The organism is Hufsiella ginkgonis, from assembly GCF_009834915.1.
GTDB lineage: Bacteria > Bacteroidota > Bacteroidia > Sphingobacteriales > Sphingobacteriaceae > Hufsiella > Hufsiella ginkgonis.
Window position 1 is genome coordinate 178,934 of the sequence record NZ_WVHS01000004.1, and the last position, 19,893, is coordinate 198,826.

The 19,893-nt window shown below is 51.1% G+C and carries 19 protein-coding genes; 11 read left to right on the plus strand and 8 right to left on the minus strand.

Annotated features, from left to right (window positions below):
* Window positions 1–14 precede the first annotated feature (14 nt).
* The 3 genes from GS398_RS17150 to GS398_RS17160 all read right to left on the minus strand — a co-directional run bounded on the left by GS398_RS17150 (window position 15) and on the right by GS398_RS17160 (window position 3,918).
* Window positions 15–3,044, minus strand: coding sequence for a SusC/RagA family TonB-linked outer membrane protein (locus GS398_RS17150; protein WP_160908043.1), 3,030 nt, complete (start codon window positions 3,042–3,044; stop codon window positions 15–17).
* A gap of 316 nt (window positions 3,045–3,360) precedes the next feature.
* Window positions 3,361–3,624 carry a hypothetical protein gene (locus GS398_RS17155; RefSeq protein ID WP_160908044.1) on the minus strand — a complete coding sequence of 88 codons (264 nt, stop codon included), beginning with the start codon at window positions 3,622–3,624 and terminating at the stop codon, window positions 3,361–3,363.
* Between the two features lie 30 nt (window positions 3,625–3,654).
* The gene (locus GS398_RS17160; RefSeq protein ID WP_160908045.1) at window positions 3,655–3,918 is read right to left on the minus strand and encodes a PD40 domain-containing protein; all 264 of its coding nucleotides are present in this window, start codon (window positions 3,916–3,918) and stop codon (window positions 3,655–3,657) included.
* 127 nt (window positions 3,919–4,045) lie between these two features.
* Between GS398_RS17160 and GS398_RS17165 the strand changes: the two genes are divergently transcribed.
* Both GS398_RS17165 and GS398_RS17170 read left to right on the plus strand, forming a co-directional pair.
* A complete protein-coding gene (locus tag GS398_RS17165; protein WP_160908046.1) occupies window positions 4,046–4,423 on the plus strand; it encodes a VOC family protein in 378 nt (125 codons plus the stop codon).
* Window positions 4,420–5,289 (plus strand): helix-turn-helix domain-containing protein, encoded by an 870-nt coding sequence (locus GS398_RS17170; protein WP_202406114.1) that lies wholly within the window; start codon window positions 4,420–4,422, stop codon window positions 5,287–5,289. Before GS398_RS17165 ends, GS398_RS17170 begins: the two co-directional genes overlap by 4 nt.
* A gap of 25 nt (window positions 5,290–5,314) precedes the next feature.
* On the opposite strand, the gene GS398_RS17175 is transcribed toward GS398_RS17170, so the two are convergent.
* Both GS398_RS17175 and GS398_RS17180 read right to left on the minus strand, forming a co-directional pair.
* A complete protein-coding gene (locus tag GS398_RS17175; RefSeq protein WP_160908047.1) occupies window positions 5,315–5,941 on the minus strand; it encodes a response regulator transcription factor in 627 nt (208 codons plus the stop codon).
* A gap of 14 nt (window positions 5,942–5,955) precedes the next feature.
* Window positions 5,956–8,928 carry a sensor histidine kinase gene (locus GS398_RS17180; protein WP_160908048.1) on the minus strand — a complete coding sequence of 991 codons (2,973 nt, stop codon included), beginning with the start codon at window positions 8,926–8,928 and terminating at the stop codon, window positions 5,956–5,958.
* 150 nt (window positions 8,929–9,078) lie between these two features.
* Between GS398_RS17180 and GS398_RS17185 the strand changes: the two genes are divergently transcribed.
* The 4 genes from GS398_RS17185 to GS398_RS17200 all read left to right on the plus strand — a co-directional run bounded on the left by GS398_RS17185 (window position 9,079) and on the right by GS398_RS17200 (window position 13,345).
* A complete protein-coding gene (locus GS398_RS17185) occupies window positions 9,079–10,311 on the plus strand; it encodes a helix-turn-helix domain-containing protein (RefSeq protein ID WP_160908049.1) in 1,233 nt (410 codons plus the stop codon).
* A 159-nt stretch (window positions 10,312–10,470) separates the two neighbouring features.
* The gene (locus tag GS398_RS17190) at window positions 10,471–11,673 is read left to right on the plus strand and encodes a lipase family protein (RefSeq protein WP_160908050.1); all 1,203 of its coding nucleotides are present in this window, start codon (window positions 10,471–10,473) and stop codon (window positions 11,671–11,673) included.
* 119 nt (window positions 11,674–11,792) lie between these two features.
* Complete coding sequence (gene cysC / locus GS398_RS17195; protein WP_160908051.1) at window positions 11,793–12,332, plus strand: adenylyl-sulfate kinase; 540 nt, start codon at window positions 11,793–11,795, stop codon at window positions 12,330–12,332.
* The gene (locus GS398_RS17200) at window positions 12,329–13,345 is read left to right on the plus strand and encodes a phytanoyl-CoA dioxygenase family protein (RefSeq protein WP_160908052.1); all 1,017 of its coding nucleotides are present in this window, start codon (window positions 12,329–12,331) and stop codon (window positions 13,343–13,345) included. The genes cysC and GS398_RS17200 overlap by 4 nt, the downstream gene beginning before the upstream one ends.
* Here GS398_RS17200 and GS398_RS17205 read toward each other — a convergent pair.
* Genes GS398_RS17205 through GS398_RS17215 form a run of 3 tightly spaced genes read right to left on the minus strand, consistent with a single transcriptional unit; the run spans window position 13,342 to window position 15,480 of the window.
* Window positions 13,342–13,866, minus strand: coding sequence for a hypothetical protein (locus tag GS398_RS17205; protein ID WP_160908053.1), 525 nt, complete (start codon window positions 13,864–13,866; stop codon window positions 13,342–13,344). The genes GS398_RS17200 and GS398_RS17205 overlap by 4 nt on opposite strands.
* On the minus strand, window positions 13,859–14,833 hold the full coding sequence (locus GS398_RS17210) for a sulfotransferase family protein (protein ID WP_160908054.1): 975 nt from the start codon (window positions 14,831–14,833) through the stop codon (window positions 13,859–13,861). The genes GS398_RS17205 and GS398_RS17210 overlap by 8 nt, the downstream gene beginning before the upstream one ends.
* Entirely contained in the window at window positions 14,830–15,480 is a 651-nt protein-coding gene (locus GS398_RS17215; protein WP_160908055.1) for an aspartyl/asparaginyl beta-hydroxylase domain-containing protein, read from the minus strand. Before GS398_RS17215 ends, GS398_RS17210 begins: the two co-directional genes overlap by 4 nt.
* Before the next feature lie 194 nt (window positions 15,481–15,674).
* Between GS398_RS17215 and GS398_RS17220 the strand changes: the two genes are divergently transcribed.
* From GS398_RS17220 to GS398_RS17240, 5 genes are all read left to right on the plus strand, one after another.
* Window positions 15,675–16,142 (plus strand): ABC transporter C-terminal domain-containing protein, encoded by a 468-nt coding sequence (locus GS398_RS17220; RefSeq protein WP_160908056.1) that lies wholly within the window; start codon window positions 15,675–15,677, stop codon window positions 16,140–16,142.
* Between the two features lie 5 nt (window positions 16,143–16,147).
* Window positions 16,148–17,095, plus strand: a complete 948-nt coding sequence (locus GS398_RS17225) for a methionyl-tRNA formyltransferase (protein ID WP_160908057.1) — start codon at window positions 16,148–16,150, stop codon at window positions 17,093–17,095.
* A gap of 216 nt (window positions 17,096–17,311) precedes the next feature.
* The gene (locus tag GS398_RS17230; protein ID WP_160908058.1) at window positions 17,312–17,917 is read left to right on the plus strand and encodes a phage tail protein; all 606 of its coding nucleotides are present in this window, start codon (window positions 17,312–17,314) and stop codon (window positions 17,915–17,917) included.
* 24 nt (window positions 17,918–17,941) lie between these two features.
* Window positions 17,942–18,550 carry a phage tail protein gene (locus GS398_RS17235; protein WP_160908059.1) on the plus strand — a complete coding sequence of 203 codons (609 nt, stop codon included), beginning with the start codon at window positions 17,942–17,944 and terminating at the stop codon, window positions 18,548–18,550.
* Between the two features lie 140 nt (window positions 18,551–18,690).
* Window positions 18,691–19,848, plus strand: a complete 1,158-nt coding sequence (locus GS398_RS17240; RefSeq protein WP_160908060.1) for an ABC transporter substrate-binding protein — start codon at window positions 18,691–18,693, stop codon at window positions 19,846–19,848.
* The last annotated feature ends 45 nt before the right edge of the window (window positions 19,849–19,893 follow it).

Sequence of the window (19,893 nt, forward strand, 5' to 3'; positions counted from 1 at the left end):
AATATTATCTGAAATTAAAATCCAACCTGGATGCCTGCTGTAAGGGTCTTTCCTTGCGGGAACACGCCAAGATCGGAGCCGGTAACCTCGGGATCATAGCCGGTATACCCGGTAAATGTTAATAAGTTGTACGCTTCGAGGTTGATACGCACGCTTCTCATCTTCGCTTTGGTAAGCCACGAAGCCGGTAAGCTATAAGAAAGAGTAACGGTTTTTAACCGGATGTAGGCGCCGCTTTCGTAGTTACGGCTGGAGAAAGACGCCAATCCCCTGTTAAGCGGCTCGGTAGAGTTGTACATCTTCGGCCAGTCGGTGATGTCGCCGGGCTGCCGCCACCTGCGATCGTATACACGCATGGTGTGGTTAGTTTCTGATGAACCGGAGCGCTCGCCAAAGAAAGAGTTGTTATTGATCAGCGTATTACCGAACTGTCCCTGAAAGAACACGTTAAGGTCTACACCCTTGTAGCTGAAGGTGTTGCCGATACCGCCATAAGAATCGGGCACCGATTTGCCGATGATCCGGCGGGCGTCGTTCACACCGGCGCTTTCTGATGGCTGGTAAGTGATGTTGTTGTTCGCATCGTACCAGAACGGGCGACCCGTCGCCGCATTTACGCCGGCAAACTCAACCACGTAAATGGAGCCGAGCGGCTTACCCACAAAGGCGTTGGAGGAGATGATACGGTCAAGTCCTTCATTGAGTTTTAATACGCGGCTGCGAATGAGCGTCCAGTTAAAGTTGGTCGACCATTTGAAGGCTTTGCTGGTGATATTCTGGGTAGTAAGTTCCAGTTCGAGGCCTTCGTTCTTTACCGAGCCGATGTTCTGGCTGATGGTGGTAAAGCCTGAAGTAGATGGCAGCGGACGATCGAGCAGCAGGTCCTTCGAAGTTCTCCTGAACGCATCGAATGTTCCCGCCAGGCGCGAGTTAAAGAAGGCGAAATCAAGTCCCAGGTCTATGCTATGGTTTTCTTCCCACGAAAGCACAGCGTTACCCAGACCGGTTGGGGTAATACCACCGATCCCGTTATACGCGCTGGCCGCATTTCCCTGGAAAAGCGAACGCGAGTCGAAGTTACCGATCTGCTGGTTACCGGTGATGCCGTAAGAGCCGCGCAGCTTCAGTTCGCTGATGGCGTCGATCTTTTTAACGAACGATTCATCGCTTAGTCTCCAGGCAAGCGATACCGACGGGAACCAGCCGTATTTTTTGTCGGCCCCGAAACGTGAGCTTCCGTCATAACGCAGGGTGCTGTTTATGATGTACCGGCCTTTGTAAGTGTAGTTCACCTTGGTGAAATATCCCGCGGTGCGGTAAGTGGTAAAGCTGGAGTTTACACCGAATGGCGTAGCCGCCGACTGTAACGTCTGGAACAACTCGTTAGGGAAGCTGCGGCCCTGCGCGGTGATGGTGTTATCAACCACGTTACGGTAGCTGAAACCAAGCAGCGCCGTCAGGTTGTTGTCCTCGTTAAACTTCTTGATGTAGTTAAATACCTGGTCTGTCGACCAGTTAGCACGACGTGTATTCAGCTCGTTTGCTTGCCCGCCGAAGGCTGCGCCGTCCCTGGTACGCGGGTCGATATAGCGGTCTTCTACGATGTCGGTATAATCGAGGTTCCAGGCAGAACGGAACTTCAGACCGGAAACGATCTCGAAATCAGCGCCCACAGAACCTGTCAGCTGGTTGGTAACGCCCAGGTTTTTGTTGTAGTTGGTTTGCTTGATCACGTTAGACGGACGTGTTCCCAGTACCGGCTCGGCATAGGTGCCGTCGGGATTGTAGATCGGCTGGATCGACGGAATAGTTACGCCAGAAAGGAACAAGCTGCCGCTCTGGTTAGAGCTTTCTACCGCATTTTGCGTGATGGTAGACAGGTTCAGCTTGGTATCGAACGACAAGCGGCTGGATGCCTTATGGTTCAGGTTCAGGTGCATGGTGCCGCGGCTGAAGTCAGACTTAATGATCTGGCCGTTCAGCTTCTGGTAAGATCCCGAAAGGTAGAACTGCGTGCTTTCGTTACCGCCGTTCGCGTTACCCTCGATGAGGTTGGTATTGCCGCGGCGGGTCATGGCTTCCTGCCAGTCGTAGGTCGGGGCGTTACCGAAAGTGGACGGTACGAAGCCGTATAGCGACGTAGAACGCGCATCGGCTACCTGCGTGGCCTGGGTGGCGTTGAGACCCTGCGCCAGGAGCAGGTTCCGTCTCGCTTCGTACATCAGTTCCAGGAACTGCGGCCCGTTGGTAACCGGCGTTTTGTTAATCATGTCTGTGCCGCCGGTCTGGTAGTTCAGGGTCAGTTTCGTTTTTCCCGACTTTCCTCTTTTGGTGGTAATGATCACTACGCCGTTAGCTGCCTGCGAACCGTAAATAGCCGCGGATGCGGCATCTTTAAGCACGTCGATCGATTCGATATCGTTCGGGTTGATGGCGTTCAGGAGGTTGGCAGACGTTAAGCTGCGCGAAATATCACCGCCCTGCATCTGCACACCGTCCACAATATACAGCGGATCGTTCCCCGCGTTGATGGAGCCGCTTCCGCGGATACGCATCTGCACGTTACCCCCCGGGATACCGCTGCTGCCCTGTACCAGCACGCCCGACATTTTGCCCTGTATGGCACGGTCGAAACTGGCTACCGGCATATTTTCAATCTCGGCACCGGTTACCCGGGATACAGCGCCTGCAATATCACGTTTCTGCTCCACGCCGTAACCGGTGATCACTACCTCGTTCAGGTTAGATACGTCCGGGGTAAGCCCTACATTTACCGTAGTACGGTTACCAATCGTTTCATCGTGGGTTTTATACCCGATGGATGTAAAAGTGATCACGTTCTGGTTATCGGCCAGGCGGATAGAATATACGCCGCTGGCATTGGTTTGCACGGCGACCTGGGTACCTTTAACACGTACCGATACTCCCGGGATCGGCCCGCCGTCGTCATTTCCGGTAACGGTTCCGGTAACGGTGCGGGTTTGAGCTACAGCCTGTGCAACTGTAAATAAGCTCAGGAAGAAAATGAGTAATTTTTGTTTCATGTGTTTGTCATTATAATTTTCTCTTGATTGAATAGGTGCCTTTCTCGGCACTGTAGCGTCGCGCGAACGCTCACGGCGGATGGGGGAAATTGCTGAACATGGTTCGAGAGATTAAGTTAAACTCATACTTTTAACTCCTCGGAAGAAGAAAGACCAATGTTACAGAAACGCGTGCCGGGCAAATATGCGGCAATCACCTATTTGAAAAAGCTTCAAAAAAAAGTGTGATTTAGTATATCAATAAAGAAAAATGTGGTTATATGTAACCAATTTTGCAATAAGCGGGTCTTATTGGACGAATTTTACAAAATAGATATCATCGGAAGTATTGCCCGGGGCCGTAAATAAGCCTACCAGGTCTCGTCGGGATCCACAAAGCGTTAAACTCATCGCCCTTGGTATTAATAGCGGTATCGAGCAGCACCGGTTTCCGAAACTTGCCGTTCACGCTTTCGCATACCACGATGTCTTCCTCCCCGTAGCCGCGGGCAAGCCGGGCCGTAAAATAGAGGTTACCGGAACGCGTCACCGAAGGGTAAAACTCGTTCCCCGGCGAATTCACCTCGTTACCGAGATGCACGGGTGTACCCCGGCCGCCGACCGTTTTTTTCTACTTTCCAATATCGAAGTCGCGGGTGGAATCCCTTGTATCAACCGGCCGGCCGGAAGAAAAATAGACCGTTTTGCCATCCGGCGAAAGCGTAAAATCGCGGTTGTTCAGGCCATCCGAGATGATACCTGGCGCAAATAACGCGGCCACCTCGCCTGCGGCACCGCCGGGGAAATCATAGGCAGCTTGCCCCCTTCCGGCGTACGCCCAAAATATCGCCGCGGCGGCAAAAAAAAGACGGTCAAAGAGTGGTTTTCTTAACATGGGCTGCGCTAACAGGTTCAAAACTACCATGATACTTTAATTCACCACAGCATATTTTCAAAATCCCCCACTTGGGGTGATACTCGCACATTATAATCAGGATAGCTTTGAATGCTTAGTAGTGATAATGGATTTAACACTAAAATATACGCCTGTGCAGGTAAAGGATCCCGAAAGTGTGAAGGATTTCCTGCTGGACTTTTTTGGCTTTATCTATTGGCGGAAGGCGTTTATTACCGGCAACCTGGAAGGCATTATCGTGGGGCTGAACGTAACAGACCCGCACCGCATGCTCCTGGTAAACGGAGGCCCGGGAAGCGCGGGGACCCTCATTATTAACACAGACGATTGCCTGAAGGACTACAACGAGCTACTGCAGAAAGGCATTTCCCCAGGCCAGAAACCGCAATACACGGCAATGGGACTGGCAGTGACCATCGAAGATGCCTCCGGCAACAAATATGTGCTACTGGAAGAACGCGAATACGAGGAGAATAAATCATGAGAACCGTAAAAATTCTACAAAACCAGAACAGGATCTTCAGTGAGATTTCCAGTGATGTTTCGTATCCTAAACAGGGCAGCGATTTTTCTATGCGCATGGTGTTCAGCGGCAACGAAAACTACACGATAGGTACCCGCAACCTCAAGATCTACCCCGACAGCTTCCTGGTATTAAACGAAGGAACAAGCTTTTCACGCCGCATCTATTCGGATGTGCCGGTGCATACGCTGTCAGTCTCCTTCGCCCCGCAATTCTTAAAAGATTTTCACCGCAGCCAGCGCAGCAGCGACCGCACCCTCCTCGACGATCCTTTCGCTACCTGGCAGAACGACGTTCCCAATTTCCTCGAAACGCTGTACCCGCTTTCCGGCGACCTGAAATTCAACATGCTTCACCTGAAAAAACACATAGAAAATAATGTAGACAACGACATGCTGTACAACGAGTACATGCACCATTCGCTGGCCCTTTATTACCGGGTGTACAACCAGGAAGTGGTCCAGAAAAGTAAAAAACTCGACTTCCTGAACAGCCAGACCAAGATCGAGATCCTGAAACGGCTGGCCATCGCCAAAGATTATATCCTGAGCAATTATAACCGGCCCATTAGTCTTGCAGACATTAGCCAGCAGGCCTGTTTATCGGTAAATCACCTGCTCCGCACCTTTAAACAGGCATTTAGCTGTTCACCACATCAATACCTGATCAAGGTACGTTTACAGCGCGCACAATACCTGCTGAAGAACAGCACCAATTCCGTTAATGAGATCGTAGACCTGGTGGGCTTCGAATGCCCCAGCTCGTTTATCCGGCTGTTTAAGGGGACTTATAACATGACGCCGGGGAATTACCGGGTAGCGAATTAGCGCCGGTGACCGGTTGTAAGCGATCCTAAATCAACTTATTTTCCCTCGCCATCTTAATCGCGTCGGCGCGCGAGTTCACATCCAGCTTTATATAAATGTTCTTGATATGTGAACGCACCGTTTCCAGGTCGATGAACAGCTCCCGGGCGATCTGGCTGCGGCTTTTTCCTTCTCCTACCATTTCGAGGATCTGTGTTTCGCGCTTGGAGAGCGGCGAATCCTGGTTTTTGCGGAACGACTTGATCACGATGCGGGCGATGTTAATGCTCATGGGCCCGCCACCTTTGATCACTTCGCGCACGGCGGCGCAGATTTTGTCGGCGGGGGTATCTTTGGTAAGGTACCCGGCGGCGCCGTTGCTCAGCGCGTCGAAAATAAGCTTCTCCGACTCGTATACCGTGAGAATGAGGATAAAAGCCTTTGGCAGCAGTTTTTTGAGCCTGGGAATACCCTCGATGCCGTTCGTACCCGGCAGCTCGATATCCAGCAGGATCACGTCCGGGTCTTCCCCCCGGATGGTTTTCAACGCCTCGTCCACGGAGGCGTAGGCGTTGATCACTTCGAAGCCTTCTTCCTCGCCGATCAGGATCTTATAGCCCATGCGGATGGTGTCGTCGTCCTCGATAATTACAATTTTTATATTTCGTTCCATATTGTGGTCGCTGCTTATTGTATGGTTAAAGGAATAAAAAGCTCATAACTGGTACCTTTTCCCGGGGAAGAGCAGACTTCGAGCGTTCCGTTGATCCGGTTCGCGCGCATGCGCATATTGTTCAATCCTCTTCCTTTCACGGGTGCATCGGGGCAGAAACCCTTTCCGTCGTCGCTGATGGTGATCCGCACGCCTTCCTTCTCCGGCGAGCTCATCACTTTTACCTGTTTGGCGCCGGAATGTTTCAGGATGTTGTTCAGCGATTCTTTAACGATCATGCTGATGTTGCGGCTATATTCCATCGGCAGGGAGACGCGCTGGAATTTAGGGTCCGTTTCGTTGAAACTAAAATCGATATCGGTATTGTGAAAAAGCTCGTTCCCAAACTCGTGTACGTAATGGAGGATCTCGTACAAATTGTCGCTCTGCGGATCCAGCGCCCATAAAATATCCTTGGTACCGCTGTAGAGGGTGGCGGCGTTGGCCTTGATCTGTGCTACGATCTCGCGCTGCTCCGGCCGCGAATCGCCTATCTGCTTGTTCAGGATATCAGAGAGCACCGCGATGCGGGTAAGCTTATTGCCGATGTCGTCGTGGAAATCTTCTGCCGTCTGGCGCCGGATACGGAGCTGCTCTTCCAGCTTGATCTGCCTGCGTACACGCTTTTGCATCGCCTTGCGGTAGGTCCAGTAATACTGAACGCTGATGATGAGCACCACCAGCAGCACGAGCACAAACACCCTGAAAAGCAGCGTCTGGTAAAACGGCGGCGTAATGGTAAACGTGATACTGCGTACATTGGAGGTCACCCCATTCCCGGTAACGGCCTTAACCTCGAAAGTGTAAGTGCCCGGCAGCAGCGAAGGGTACTCGATCATATTGGTTTTGATCGGCTGACTGAACACTTCATCCACCCCCGTTAGGCGATAGCGGTAAGATACATCGTCGGGGTTAGTCAGGAATATCCCGCGGAAGGAGATCAGCACCCGGTTATGCCGGTGGTCGAGGCGCAGCGCGGCGGGAATTTTTTCAGTGTAGATCTTAGCTTGCTGTTCATCGCCCGCCGCGGCCGCCTGGTTAACTACCTTTACCGACTGCAGGTTGATGAACGGCTTTTTATGACTGTCTTCCGAGGGCGTTGCATCAAACACGTACAGGCCCTTGGTAGAGCCCACCCAAATCTTGTTATCGAAGCTGATGATGGAGTTCTGGTTACACTCTATCAGCGCCGTCTTTACCAGGTCGCGGATCACGCTCACCTCCAGCGTTTTCGGGTTTATGGTAAACCGGTTTACCCCCCGGCCGGTGCCGGCCCAAAATAAACCCCTTTCATCCCGCGCAAGGCTGTAAATATCGTTATAGTAAAATCCATCGCGGGTGGTGTAGTGCCTCACCGCTTTGGTATGGAGGTCGATCACGAACAAGCCATCACCAAAAGTAGCTACCAGCAGCATGTTTCGGTAACGCAGCAGGCTTAGTACCGTGGCTTCGTTCACGGCCGGAAGGCGGAAGGATCTGTCAAGCTTTTTGTTCCTGATCAGCCAGATCCCGCGGTTGGTACCTGCCATGATCGAATCCCTCCCGACCTCGGTCACCATAGCCGCTGATTCGGAGAAGTTATCCACCTGCGCTACCTTTCCCTGTTCCAGGTAGAAGCAGCCCCTGGGGGCAGCCATCCAGATCGTTCCTGCACGGTCAGAAATCACCGACCGGACAAACCGCGGGTACGGCGCATCGGGCAGCAGGTCGTTAAACTCGCGGCCGTTGTATTGCCATAAGCCGTCCTGCCCGCCGATAAGTAAACCATGCCTGGGATCGTTAAAGATCGTAAGAATACTTTTGCTGTAGGGGTTTGATGAAGGGATGTACACGTTTTTAAATGTCCGGCCGTCATATTTGATAAGACCGTTGTTGGTAGTACCCAGCCAAAGGTTATTTGCGCTGTCGCGCGCGATGGGCATGAACATCTGCTCCAGGCCATTAAACTTATGAAAGCTTGTATAAGCGCCGCCGTCGAACTTAAAAACGCCGGTACCGTCTGTTCCCAGCCAGATATTGTCTTCAGAATCGCGGAAAATATCGTACACGTTAATGGTTTTAAACCCGTTGTCGCCGTTAAAATGTACCGGGTCTTTCTTACGCAGCCAATAAGCGCCGTTGTTGGTCCCTACCCACAGGTTCCCTTTGGCGTCCTGCTCCATCGACAGGAACGGTTCCCTGATCGCATCCAGCATGGGGTGCGAGTACGACCTGATCACGCTGCCCCGTGTTTCAAAAATATGGCCCGACGAAAGCAAGTAGCATTTTGACCGGTCGTTCCTGTCGAATACGATCTTGGTAACAACCACCGAGCTGTCTTTACAGGGAACGCCGAGCCTCCAGCTTTTACCGTCATAATAGTGAATACCTTTTCCCCATACCGCCGCGTATAACCTGCCCGACGGATGCCTGGCCAGCGTGGTCACATACTCGCCCGGGCCGGTAATATAGTATGGCACGATCTGGTTGTTCACCAGCGTAAAAAGCCGCGACTTGCTGGTGAGCCATAACCGGCCGGATTCGTCTTCCCTTATAAACCGCACCAATCCGCCCGCATCCTTAGCGGGCATCTTTATCGTCACGACCTTCTTTCCCTCTATCCGCGACATGCCGTTTTCCTGCCCGATCCATACGCGGCCCTTCCGGTCGGTCATGATAGAGGTAACCATGTTATTATTCAATCCGTCGAGCTTACTGAAAGAGATAAACTCCTTCCCGTCAAACCGGCCCAGGCCGCCGCGTGTGCCAAACCAGAGGTAATTGGAGGGGTCCTGGTAGATCTCCATCACCTGCGATTGAACAAGCCCCTGCTCGATATCGTATTGTGTGAAATTGTATTTCTGCGCGTGGAGGGTAAACGGCGTGAACGCCGAAAGAATAAGCAACAATATAAATGGCAGGGAGGTGTGTTGAAATCCCCGCTCTCCGGTCCGCACGTAATTCATCATTCTAAATAAACAACTAAAATAGCGATGACCGATCCCCCGGAAAGGGTGATTTTTCCAATAAAGAACCATTCCTCCACAAATCCGGTATTTCGAACATTTCCAGTTCAAATTACGTAAAATATCTTAAATTAAACGCTGCAAATACAGTTCATGTATCCCATTCTTTTGTACAACATTTTCGTGATCGGCGGGCTTTTCTGTGGTTTCATCACCTTCCTGCTGCTTTTTTTCAAAGGAAATAACCTGTTTCAGAATCGTTTATTAAGCATCGTGGTATTTGCCTGTGCCTGGTATGCGCTTCAGCATACCCTTACCGTTACCGGATGGCTGGCCGACCTGCCGCATTTCTGGCGAATGGGAAGCCCGCTTTATTACCTGGTGCCGCCATGCTATTTTTTCTATACCCGGGCAACCCTGTTGGGTGAAAACGCTTTCAGAAAAAGGGATTGGCTGCATTTTATCCCGGCTGCGGTTCATTTCCTTGAACTGATGCCTTTCTATTTAAAAAGCACTGCCGAAAAACGGCAGATCGTATTATACTTTATGGAGGATTTCAACAGGTCGTACGTGCTGGGATCGGGATATATACCTGCGCTATGGCACTACGCGGTCCGACCGTTCTTTGGACTGGCTTATTTGCTGTTCCTGTTATGGCCGATCCTTATTCGCTATAGGCGGCGATCGCATCCGCAGCAGGTAGTAACTGCCGGCAAATACGCCTGGCTAGTGGCGTTTGCATCGTTCATGACGGTGATGTATTCGGGACTTGCGGTGCAAACCGTCTTTGCGCTACAACATCTCGACGTTCCCAATGCGGCTGTCACCGAAAGCCGGGCGCCACTATATGTAATGAGCCTTACCTTCCTTGGCATGGTATGCTACCTGCTGTTTTACCAGGAAATTTTCTATGTGCAGGAGTCGCTGTCGCCCGCATCGCCTGCCGAAGAAAACGAAGCCGCCACAGAAGCATGCGTTAACGAAGAGCAGCCTGCAGTAAAAGAAAAACGGATCGGTAAAGAGCTCCTGGTAATATATGCGGCAACCATCGATACGTTTATGCTTCAGCATAAACCTTTTATGCGGCAAGGGATCACCGTTAGCGAGCTTGCCCTCGAAATGGGCATGCAGCCGCGCACACTTTCGGGTGTGTTAAACCAGCATTACCAGCAACGGTTCAGCGATTTTATTAACGCTTACCGGATTGCTCATATAAAGAGCTGCCTGGAAACCGGGAAATGGAAAGAATTTACGCTCGAAGGCCTGGCGTACCAGTGCGGGTTTACTTCGAGAAGTACTTTTTTTGCTGCTTTCAAAAAAGATACCGGCCTTAGTCCAACAGAATATATTAAAAAAATCGGGAAGTCTGCACCTGCCGCCAATTAGCGGAAAGTCTAAAAAAATTAGACTTCCCGGGTTTTCGGACGACAACCTTGTCCTGATTACTGAATTCTGTACATCAACACGATTTTTTAGCGAGAAAAGACGGGAACCATAGATAGATTTGATTCACAAACCAAACTAATCACAATTAAATCTATTGTCATGACCGAGTACCAACAGACCTTTTTACTATCGATGTTGTCAAACCAGGCTCCGGAATTGGTAAACCAACCTTTTCCGGAAAACCTGGATTTGATACAGCAGGACGCCGAACAACTGATGGAAAGCCAATTCCTTGCGTCTATCCCGGAACGTTTAACAGCGATGGGCGGTTTTGCCACGCTTGAATGGGGGCCGGCAATCTTTATAGACCCTTCAGACATCCAGGAGGATACAAAAACGAAGACCTACAATGCCACTGCCACAAATACCATGGCTGTGTTCAGCACGGGAAGCACCGGTGTATATACCATTGCCATCGCCGGCACGAAAGCTACTTCGATTTTCGACGAAAAAACGGAAGACGCTAAAGTAGGCGTCCTGGTAGATTGGGCTTATGGTGTACCAGTCGAACAGCCGGTACTAAAACCGAGGATCTCTACCGGGACGAACGATGGTCTTGGCGTACTGCTAAGCCTCCCCGATCCAAAAACAGGTGTAAACCTGGCGACCTACCTGTCGACGTTAGCCTCGGGAACCGTGATAACCATAACCGGTCACAGCCTTGGCGGCGGACTGGCACCGGCGCTGTCCCTTGCGTTATTTGGCGCTGCCAGCAATATTTCGCCGTCCCTGCTTAAACAGGGGTTACTGCCGCAAGTATACGCAACCGCCGGACCAGATATCGGAAACAAAGATTATGTTACCTACCTGAGCGGCACTTTTAAAGCGACCACTCCTCCCCCTGCCAATAAGTATGAGCAGTACAATTGCAAAATATGGAATTCACTCGACGTGGTACCACATGCATGGTCGCCGGCTTTTCTATCGCAGATCAAAAGCATTTACAAATCGTACGGAATGGATACACCGGGTTATGTGGGTGGCGTGATCGACGCGGTGTCGGCAGATATCAAAGCCCACAACTATGATCCCCTCCCCTACAATCCTTATTATTCCTTGGATGATGCCCTGAACGGACAGTTTCCCGGGAAATTTCAACCGCTCGACAGCTTTCCTTCGGATAGTTTTATCAACTACAATTGCAACAATAACTGCAACGCCAATGTTGACGTATGTAATTTCGTGACAGAAATGCTCTTCCAGCATATAGACGCCTATTTCAACGAATTACAGATCCCCTTCCAGGCTCCTGCAAATAAAATGGACGCCTGCGCGATCACCCAAAAACTGGACCCGCTTTAAAAATAAAAACCTTGCCGGTGGTAAGATCCGCATTACCACCGGCGGGTTTCCATCCATGGTGTACCTGAATTTCCAACATTTGATTAGCTTTACTTTTCATTATAAACCATAGATTCGTTTTGCTGATCATCCAGTTTACCGGGCTGTCAGGTTCGGGGAAAACCACTTTAGCAAGTGCTGTAAGAAACAGGCTCGGGTCTGCAGGGCTGGAAACTATTGTTTTAGACGGCGACGATCTCCGGAAAACCATTTCAGCAGATCTTGGATTCAGCCGTTCCGACCGATTGGAAAATATGCGGCGCGCCGGCGCGCTGGCAGCCTCTTACGCTAATAAGATCGTTATTATCGCCATGATCAATCCCTATGAGGAGGCGCGGAAACAGCTCCGCGAAAATTACGGCGCAAAGCTGGTATGGATAGCTTGCCCCGTTTCCGTTACCGCCCAAAGAGATCCGAAAGGCTTGTATAAAAGAGCGGCGCTTCCGCCTTCACACCAGGATAAAGTAAGCGGGTTAACCGGTGTAAGCGATCCGTTTGAAGTTCCGCTGTCGCCTGACCTGGTGATAAACACCCACCTGGAAACGGTAGAAGCTTCCACCGAAAAACTGTTCTGCTTCATCTCCTCGCTTTTGTTAACAAAAAATGTCGTTACTTCATGAAATACGCCGAACTTTTCCCATCCTCCGTTAAGGGCCAGTTGGGAGTAATGCATCTTAAACGCTATTGGAGCAAGATCATCGCAAAAAGGAACGGTCAAATAAGCCACGATGCCTACCATGAAGAGTGGAATACCGATATCACTTTGCTGAATGCGTTAGGGATCGGTCTCGAACCTGCTTTGAAGTTCGTTTTCGAAGAAGGGCCTTCGTTCGCGACTTTTGAACAATGGGTGGCCGATCACGGGCGGATCTCCCCGGGAGCGATCTCCGGGTTTAATGACTTATTCGCCAACGTGCCTTCCTCAGCGGAAAGCGGCAGTGATACTTTGTATCCGCTTTCCGCCGATGAATGGTCATCCTGGAAAGAAAACGGCTATTTGATCATTAAAAATGCCGTGCCCGCAGAAAACTGCCTGGCCGTGGTCGAAGCCATGACAGACCTGCTTGATATCGACCTCAACGACCCGGCCACCTGGTACAAGCCGACCCCGGTGCAGCATGGTATCTGGGTATCGCTATACCAGCACCCCGCGCTTCAAAAGAACCGTGACGCCCCGAAAATACGCGCGGTATATGAGCAGCTTTGGGGACGCAAGGACCTGTGGGTAAATACCGACCGGGTGAGTTTTAATCCCCCGGAAACCACGACTTACCGGTTCCAGGGGCCGCACCTGCACTGGGATGTGAGCCTCGAGCCGCCTATCCCGTTCGGCTTACAAGGGCTGCTTTATTTATCAGATACCGCGGCTAACCAAGGCGCATTTACCCTGGTGCCTGGCTTTCACAACCGCGTGGAAGAATGGCTGAACCGCCTCGCGCCCGGCGCCGATCCCCGCAAAGAGGACCTCTATGCGTTGGGGCCACAGCCCGTTGCCGCCAACGCCGGGGATTTTATCGTTTGGCATCACGCGCTTCCGCACGGCAGCAGCCCCAACACCTCCCGGCTTCCCCGTATGGTCCAATATATTAACTACCTGCCTGCGGATTTTGAAACCCGTGCTAAATGGACCTAAGCGGAATCACCGGTTGGGAGTTCCCGATCGCAAACCCATTTTTGCATATGGGGATAGGGAAGCTTGCCGAGTTCATCGGCCGTCTTTTTCGTATACGTGAGGCCAAACCATTCCATTAGCGGTACTCCCACCGTATTTCCACTAGTGAAATTGCTTACCACGTATTCACCTCCGCCCTGGTAGCCATGCGCGTGAAACACAATATGCGGGTCGATCTCTAGGTAAACGCAAGCCGCGTACGACCAGGCAAACGCCATGATCTCGCCCCCCAGCTGGATATCGTCGGATGCCAGCCGGTCGCTCATCGTTCGCCGTACGGAGGCCGGAAGTACGGCAAGATGTCCCGCCTCGTGAAGCAGATCGCCGGGATACAGCAAACGCGCCCGGTCAACTACCATCGCCCCGTTACGAAGCTGGATCCCCGGCAGCACCGTCGCCTCCTCGATGTGTTCAAAATACAGGTCTAAACCGACCGAGCTGATAAACCCGGTCAGTTTGTTAATAAGGTCGTCGTTAGTCACAATGTTGGTTTACGAATTTACGGGATCGCAGGTTCTCGGCTTGCAGGTAGCCTGTTATCGCGTTGTCCATATAGGACGGGACGATAGCCGGCGGTATCTCTTCCCTGAATTTCTCCCCGGGGAACTTGCTATGGAAACCAGCCCGCTGCGAAACGTGGTAAAGCTCTTGTTCCGTTACCGCGATGCCGCAATGGGCCATGGTCTGCTGAAAGATCGTTACCGGTCCCTGGCTATAATTTAAAAGCAACGTATGCGGATCGGCGGCAGCCATGCTGGTTATACGGCTGAAGTAGCTATGGAGCACTTCCGCAAAATATTCATCCTGGGAACGGCGGGCCAGACGCGCTTCCTCCCAGCCAAAAACGCCTGGCGCTACCAACCCGGGCACGGCTTGCATCCCTCTTTTCTTCCGGTTTGAATGAAGTACTTCCATGGGATGCCTGTACAGCACAATAAACGGAACCCCGGGATAGCGCTGCCTGATCTGTTCCCAAAAGCATAAGTGCCAGCTGTCCAGCTTAATGAACAAACGATCTTCCTGGCCGTTGCGTTTTTGTCCGTATATCCTCACGGCCGCCTGCAACAGCCGTGCAGGATCGGTCCATACCGTTCCGGGATCATTAAAAGACAGTTGCAGCAGGTCGTCGAACAACGGGACTTCCGAAAGACTGATGTTCCGCGGGTCCATACCCAGCATCTGCGAAAGCAAGGTGGAGCCGCACCGGGAAATATGGAAAATAAACGCGGTGGGGGGCACATGATCCAGGAGCCCGGCCCATTCTTCGAGAAGCGATAAACCGGCGGCCGCGCGGTACGGTCCATGGACATTCAGGGAGTGTTTCGCCTTTAAGATCGTTTCATCAAAAAAGGGATCGTCGAAACGCATCGCCCCGAAATCCATCCACTGACATGCCGACCGGTCGTCCGCCAGGATCCTAACCGGGTACCAATTTTTAATAGCGTTCATTCATCAACGGATTTAACAGGCAGGTAGGCCAATAGTTCCTGCTCCAGCTGTAAGGCAAGCGCTGCCGCAGCTTCATGCCGCTGCAGCCTCAGCGATTCAATGATCTGCCGCTGAACGTCCGCATCAAAAGGAAGATCGCGGGTTTTCTGCTCGCTATCGCCGAACAGCATGGTTAACCAATCATTTACTTTGCAATCGATCACCAGGTGTACCCGGTCGGCAGCGCCCTTGTTGGCTACCCTATGCGGCAAATTGGCATTGATGTACCAGCAGCTTCCTTCGGGCATGATCACACGGTCGTCTTCCACATAAAATTCCACACCGTCATTGGTGTGTACCGGGAGGTGGATGCGTGCTTCTCCCTGTTCAAAAGAAAGCTCCCGATCGCGATGCGGCTTAATCAGGGCTCCCGCTTTCAGGTTTAGCAATCGAACCGACATCACCGGGCATGTGAACGAACGGGTAAGCGACCGGATTGCCGGACATTGATCCATCAGCGGGGTATCCTCAAACGCATCCTCACCCTGAAGATCGGGTACGGTATTATGCGTAAGGCCGCCCGGCGACCGCAGCGACAGCACCTCCCAGCCGCCTTCATAATGATAGCTGTTTAAATGCGGGTGCCACCGGCCGGTTATCAAGTCCACTTCCCGCTTAATTTCTATAATTGGAACCTTTATGGGCAGTTTTGCGTAACAGATCATTGGATAAATGTAGTAAATCTATTTTTTATGTATATTTAAAAGCCAGCCCATTTTAACAAACCTAAACCAACGTGCAGGATATCATTTTTTTACAGGAAACGAGGCGGGAGCTTACCATGTATCATACGGCGCGCTGTATGTTAGTCCATGAAAAAGTAGTCGGGGCATCGGATGCCGACCTGTCCTCTTTTACCGCAGATCCCGAAAACCATGTATTTAAACGGCTGGGGTTTTGCGATCGTGCCGCCAGGAATTACCGGTTGGGCTGTGCACATACCATGGCAAATGCCCGTTTCAACTGGCTGATCGATCAACTGGTAAAACGTAACCTGGTTACCGGTTTATTGGCGCTGCAGCAGGAGGTCGACGAGCTTGTGGGCCGTATCTACCTGCTCGATCACCGCAAAGGCGATCTTGAAAAACAAATGGCCGTGGCGGCCTTGTCAGGCGACAGGCAACAGCTGGACCGGCTGACCGGGGAACTGGACGAGCTGAAAGCCTTCCATTCCGGAATGATCGACCGGCTCGAGAGCCTCCGGGAGCTCATCTTAAACGAAATTGACGGTTCCATCGCCGGTCGATCACCTTCCACCGTTTCCAATTAACCCATATGAACATCGTCCTCCTGGCAAACCACGTCTACGCATTGCCCGTGCTCCACTACCTCGCACAACAAAAGCAGTTGCAGGCCGTGGTAATACCGGCAACCATACAGGAATATAACCTCCAGGTAGAGCGGGCGGCGGGAATGCATGGCATCCCCTGCAAGCGTATTTCGCGCAGGGAATTACACCATACTTTCTCCGATTGGCTTAAAACACAACAAACCGAGATCGTTATTGCGTATACTTTTTCGTTCCGCATACCCGAAAAAGTGCTTTCTATACCGGTTTTCGGCTTTTTTAACGTGCATTACAGCTTACTTCCCGCGTACCGCGGCCCATTCCCGGTTTTCTGGCAAATGAAGAACGGCGATCCAACCGGCGGGGTCACCATTCACCGGATGAGCGGCGAGTTCGATACCGGGCCGGTCGTATTCCAGCAACCCGTTCCGGTTGGCGCCGGCGACACTTACGGGACCTATTCTTCCAAACTGGGCGGCGTATCACTGAACCTGGTTTACCAGCTGCTGCAAACCCTGGTGAACGGCTCATCCTTAAGCACTCATACGCAGGACGAAAGCCGGAGCACCTATTTTTCGCGCCCGGGGCCGACCGACCTCGCGATCAACTGGACACAAAACACCGCGGTGGAGATCGAAGCGCTGGTAAATGCCTGCAATTACGAAATGGGAGGCGCAGTTACTGTTTTCAGGGGCCAACCGGTAAAAATCCTCGAAGTATCGCAGGCCAGTGTTCAAACCGCCGACACGGTTCCCGGCACGATCGTTCACAGCGACCACACCAACGGTGTCTTCGTAGCCTGCAGGAACCGGCAGTTTTTAAGGATTAATATTATACAACTTACGGAGGGAGTCGTTTCCGGGTTCAGGCTCGCGGCCTTTGGACTAAAACCAGGTGAGCGCTTTGAGCAATATACAGAAACACCACCAATATGAACGGTAGTTTTTCCACTTCCCGAAAATAGTAAATTACCTGCCGGAGACCCACAAAATAAATTAAAAAATCATTTTAAATTTAGAAAATAACCCTATTTTAGACTGCTGATCCGCTCGTCAAAAAACCGGTATTAATCGAAGAAAATCGCCATTTCGGCGAAAATCAGTCAATACAATTCAAACAACCCAATTATTCACTTTTAAATCTAAAAACACATGGATGCTTATCTTGGAACAATTTTACCCTGGGCGCCTAACTACGCCCCGCGCGGCTGGTCGCTCTGTCAGGGACAAATCCTGAACATCAGCTCTAACAATGCCCTTTTCGCCATTATCGGGGCCGTCTACGGCGGAAACGGAAGTTCAACTTTCGGGCTGCCTAACTTACAAGGACGTGTACCGATCGGGGCCGGCCAAAGCACCGGAACATCCAATTATGTATTGGGTACCTCGCAAGGCGCTGAAAGCGTATCGCTTAATTTAAACAACCTGCCTGCACATACCCACGCAGCTACACTTACCAATGCGCAGGTTCCGCCGCCTGTCATCATGGTTTCTGCCGCAGACGCAACCGACCACTTGCCTACCGCTACCGTCAATACCCTGGCAGCTCCTATGGATACTGCAAACATCGCAGAGATTGCCGGGTTTAACAACCTTCCGCCTACACAAGCGATCAATATCGGATCAACCGGGACCACTATTTCCGGGCCCGTAGTGGTGAGTACTAATGGCGCCAGTGCGCCATTCTCCATTATACAACCGTACCAGGTAGTGAACTTCATTATCTGCACGGTCGGGATCTTCCCTCCAAGAAACTAATTACCCTATCTAAATAATAAAATTATGGATGCTTATATAGGATTAATCCTGCCATGGGCGGGTACTTATGCCCCTCCAGGTTGGGTAATGTGTGATGGCAGGTTATTACAAATATCACAATACACTGCTGTTTTTGCATTGTTCGGTGTAAATTATGGAGGCGATGGCAGAACTACTTTCGGCGTTCCCAATTTAATAGGCCGGCTGCCTGTTGGCCAGGGCCAAAGCGCGGGAACCTCAACGTATGTTTTGGGAGAAATGGACGGGGCAGAAAAGGTACAGTTAACATTATCTACTATGCCGGCGCATAATCATACCGGTTCGGTCTCTAATATTCCCCTTCCACCGCCTGTAGTAAGCGTTTCGGTAGTGGATGCTGATGCGCATGTTCCAGCCCCGGCGGCCAATACGATTGCCCCGTTATACAACGTAGCCGCCCTGGCAGAAATTGCCGGATTCAATAGTGGCCCGGCTGATACCCAGCTGAATGTAGGCCAGTCTACCGCCACGATAAGCAGCACGCCGGTTTCCATTGGACTTACTGGTGCCAATTTACCGTTCAGCGTGATGCAGCCTTACCAGGTGATCAACTACATCGTATGCCTGGAAGGATTTTATCCGCCAAGAAACTAGTTGACATAGACCTGAAGCTAAGTAAGACCATTCTTTGAAATTTTTATTGTTTTCATGAATTATGCTTATTTTCAGCACCGGATAAACCTAAACCAAAACCAAAAGGTCCCGCTCTCGCGGGACCTTTTCTTAACATTTTGATGACTAAGTTGAAAATCGGGGTGCTCATCCCCTATTCAGGGTTGTATAAAAACCTGCGATCGGATTTCATGAACGGGCTGGAGCTCGCTTTGCCAAAAAGTCTTAAAAAAAACATTACGCTCCTGCCGGAATATATTCAAAGCGGAAGCCACCGGCAAGTAGACAACGCTTATCAAAAACTCGTTCGATTTGAAGCCGTAGACCTAATAACCGGCATCGTGGAAACAAGCGGGCTGCTCCCGCTGATCGGGCCGTCGATCGAAGACCAGATGCCCCTGCTGATCAGCAACCTGGGAGCCTATGTACCGCCGGCGGCCTTGTCATCCGACTTTTTGTTTTATAACAGCCTGCATCTATGGAAAAGCCAATGGGCAATGGGAAAATGGGCCCAGGAACAATATGGTGGCAACCCGTCGATAGGCACTTCGCTATATGATGTGGGGTATCACTTACACGAATGTTTCAGGCTTGGCTCTGCGGCTGCCGGCGCCGAACAATACAAACTTTACACCTTAAAAAACCTGGCCGGATCTACGGATACCACCGCTTTGGTGAACGCCTTACGTGCCGGGAATGCGCCTCATGCACATATTTCGTTAACAGGCGTCGAAAGCGAACAGTTCCTTCGCCTGTTTTACGAAGACACCGAGCTTGTCCAACAATTGCCGCTTTCCCTCAATCCCTTTATGGTAGATGAAGGGATAAAAATAGATCATTCCTTTCCCGCTCAGGGCGTACCGAACGCGCTCACCTGGAGCCCCGACCTGGAAACAAAAGAAAATAAAAACTTTTTGAAACTTTACCGGAAAGCGCACGTAAAAACGCCCGGAATCTTCAGCCTCCTTGGCTATGAAACCGGGATGGCCATTACTGCAGCCGCAGAAATAACGGCCGGACAAGCGCCAGACAGGACTGTACTGGCGGAAGCTTTGGGGAGAATACAAACAGAGGGACCGCGGGGAAGCATCATCGTACAAACAGAAAATTTACAAACCGGGCAGCCTGTGTATGTCAGGATGGCAAAGAAGTCGCCCTCGACCGGTATGATCAGTAATCATATCGTTGCTACGGCGGAAGGGACTAACCACGAAGATCCAATGTTCGCCTCGCTTACAGAAGTGATCACGGGATGGTTAAATCCTTATTTATGCGTTTAAAATTATCATACCAATTATAAAGGGATCTTTAATTCATTATTTAAT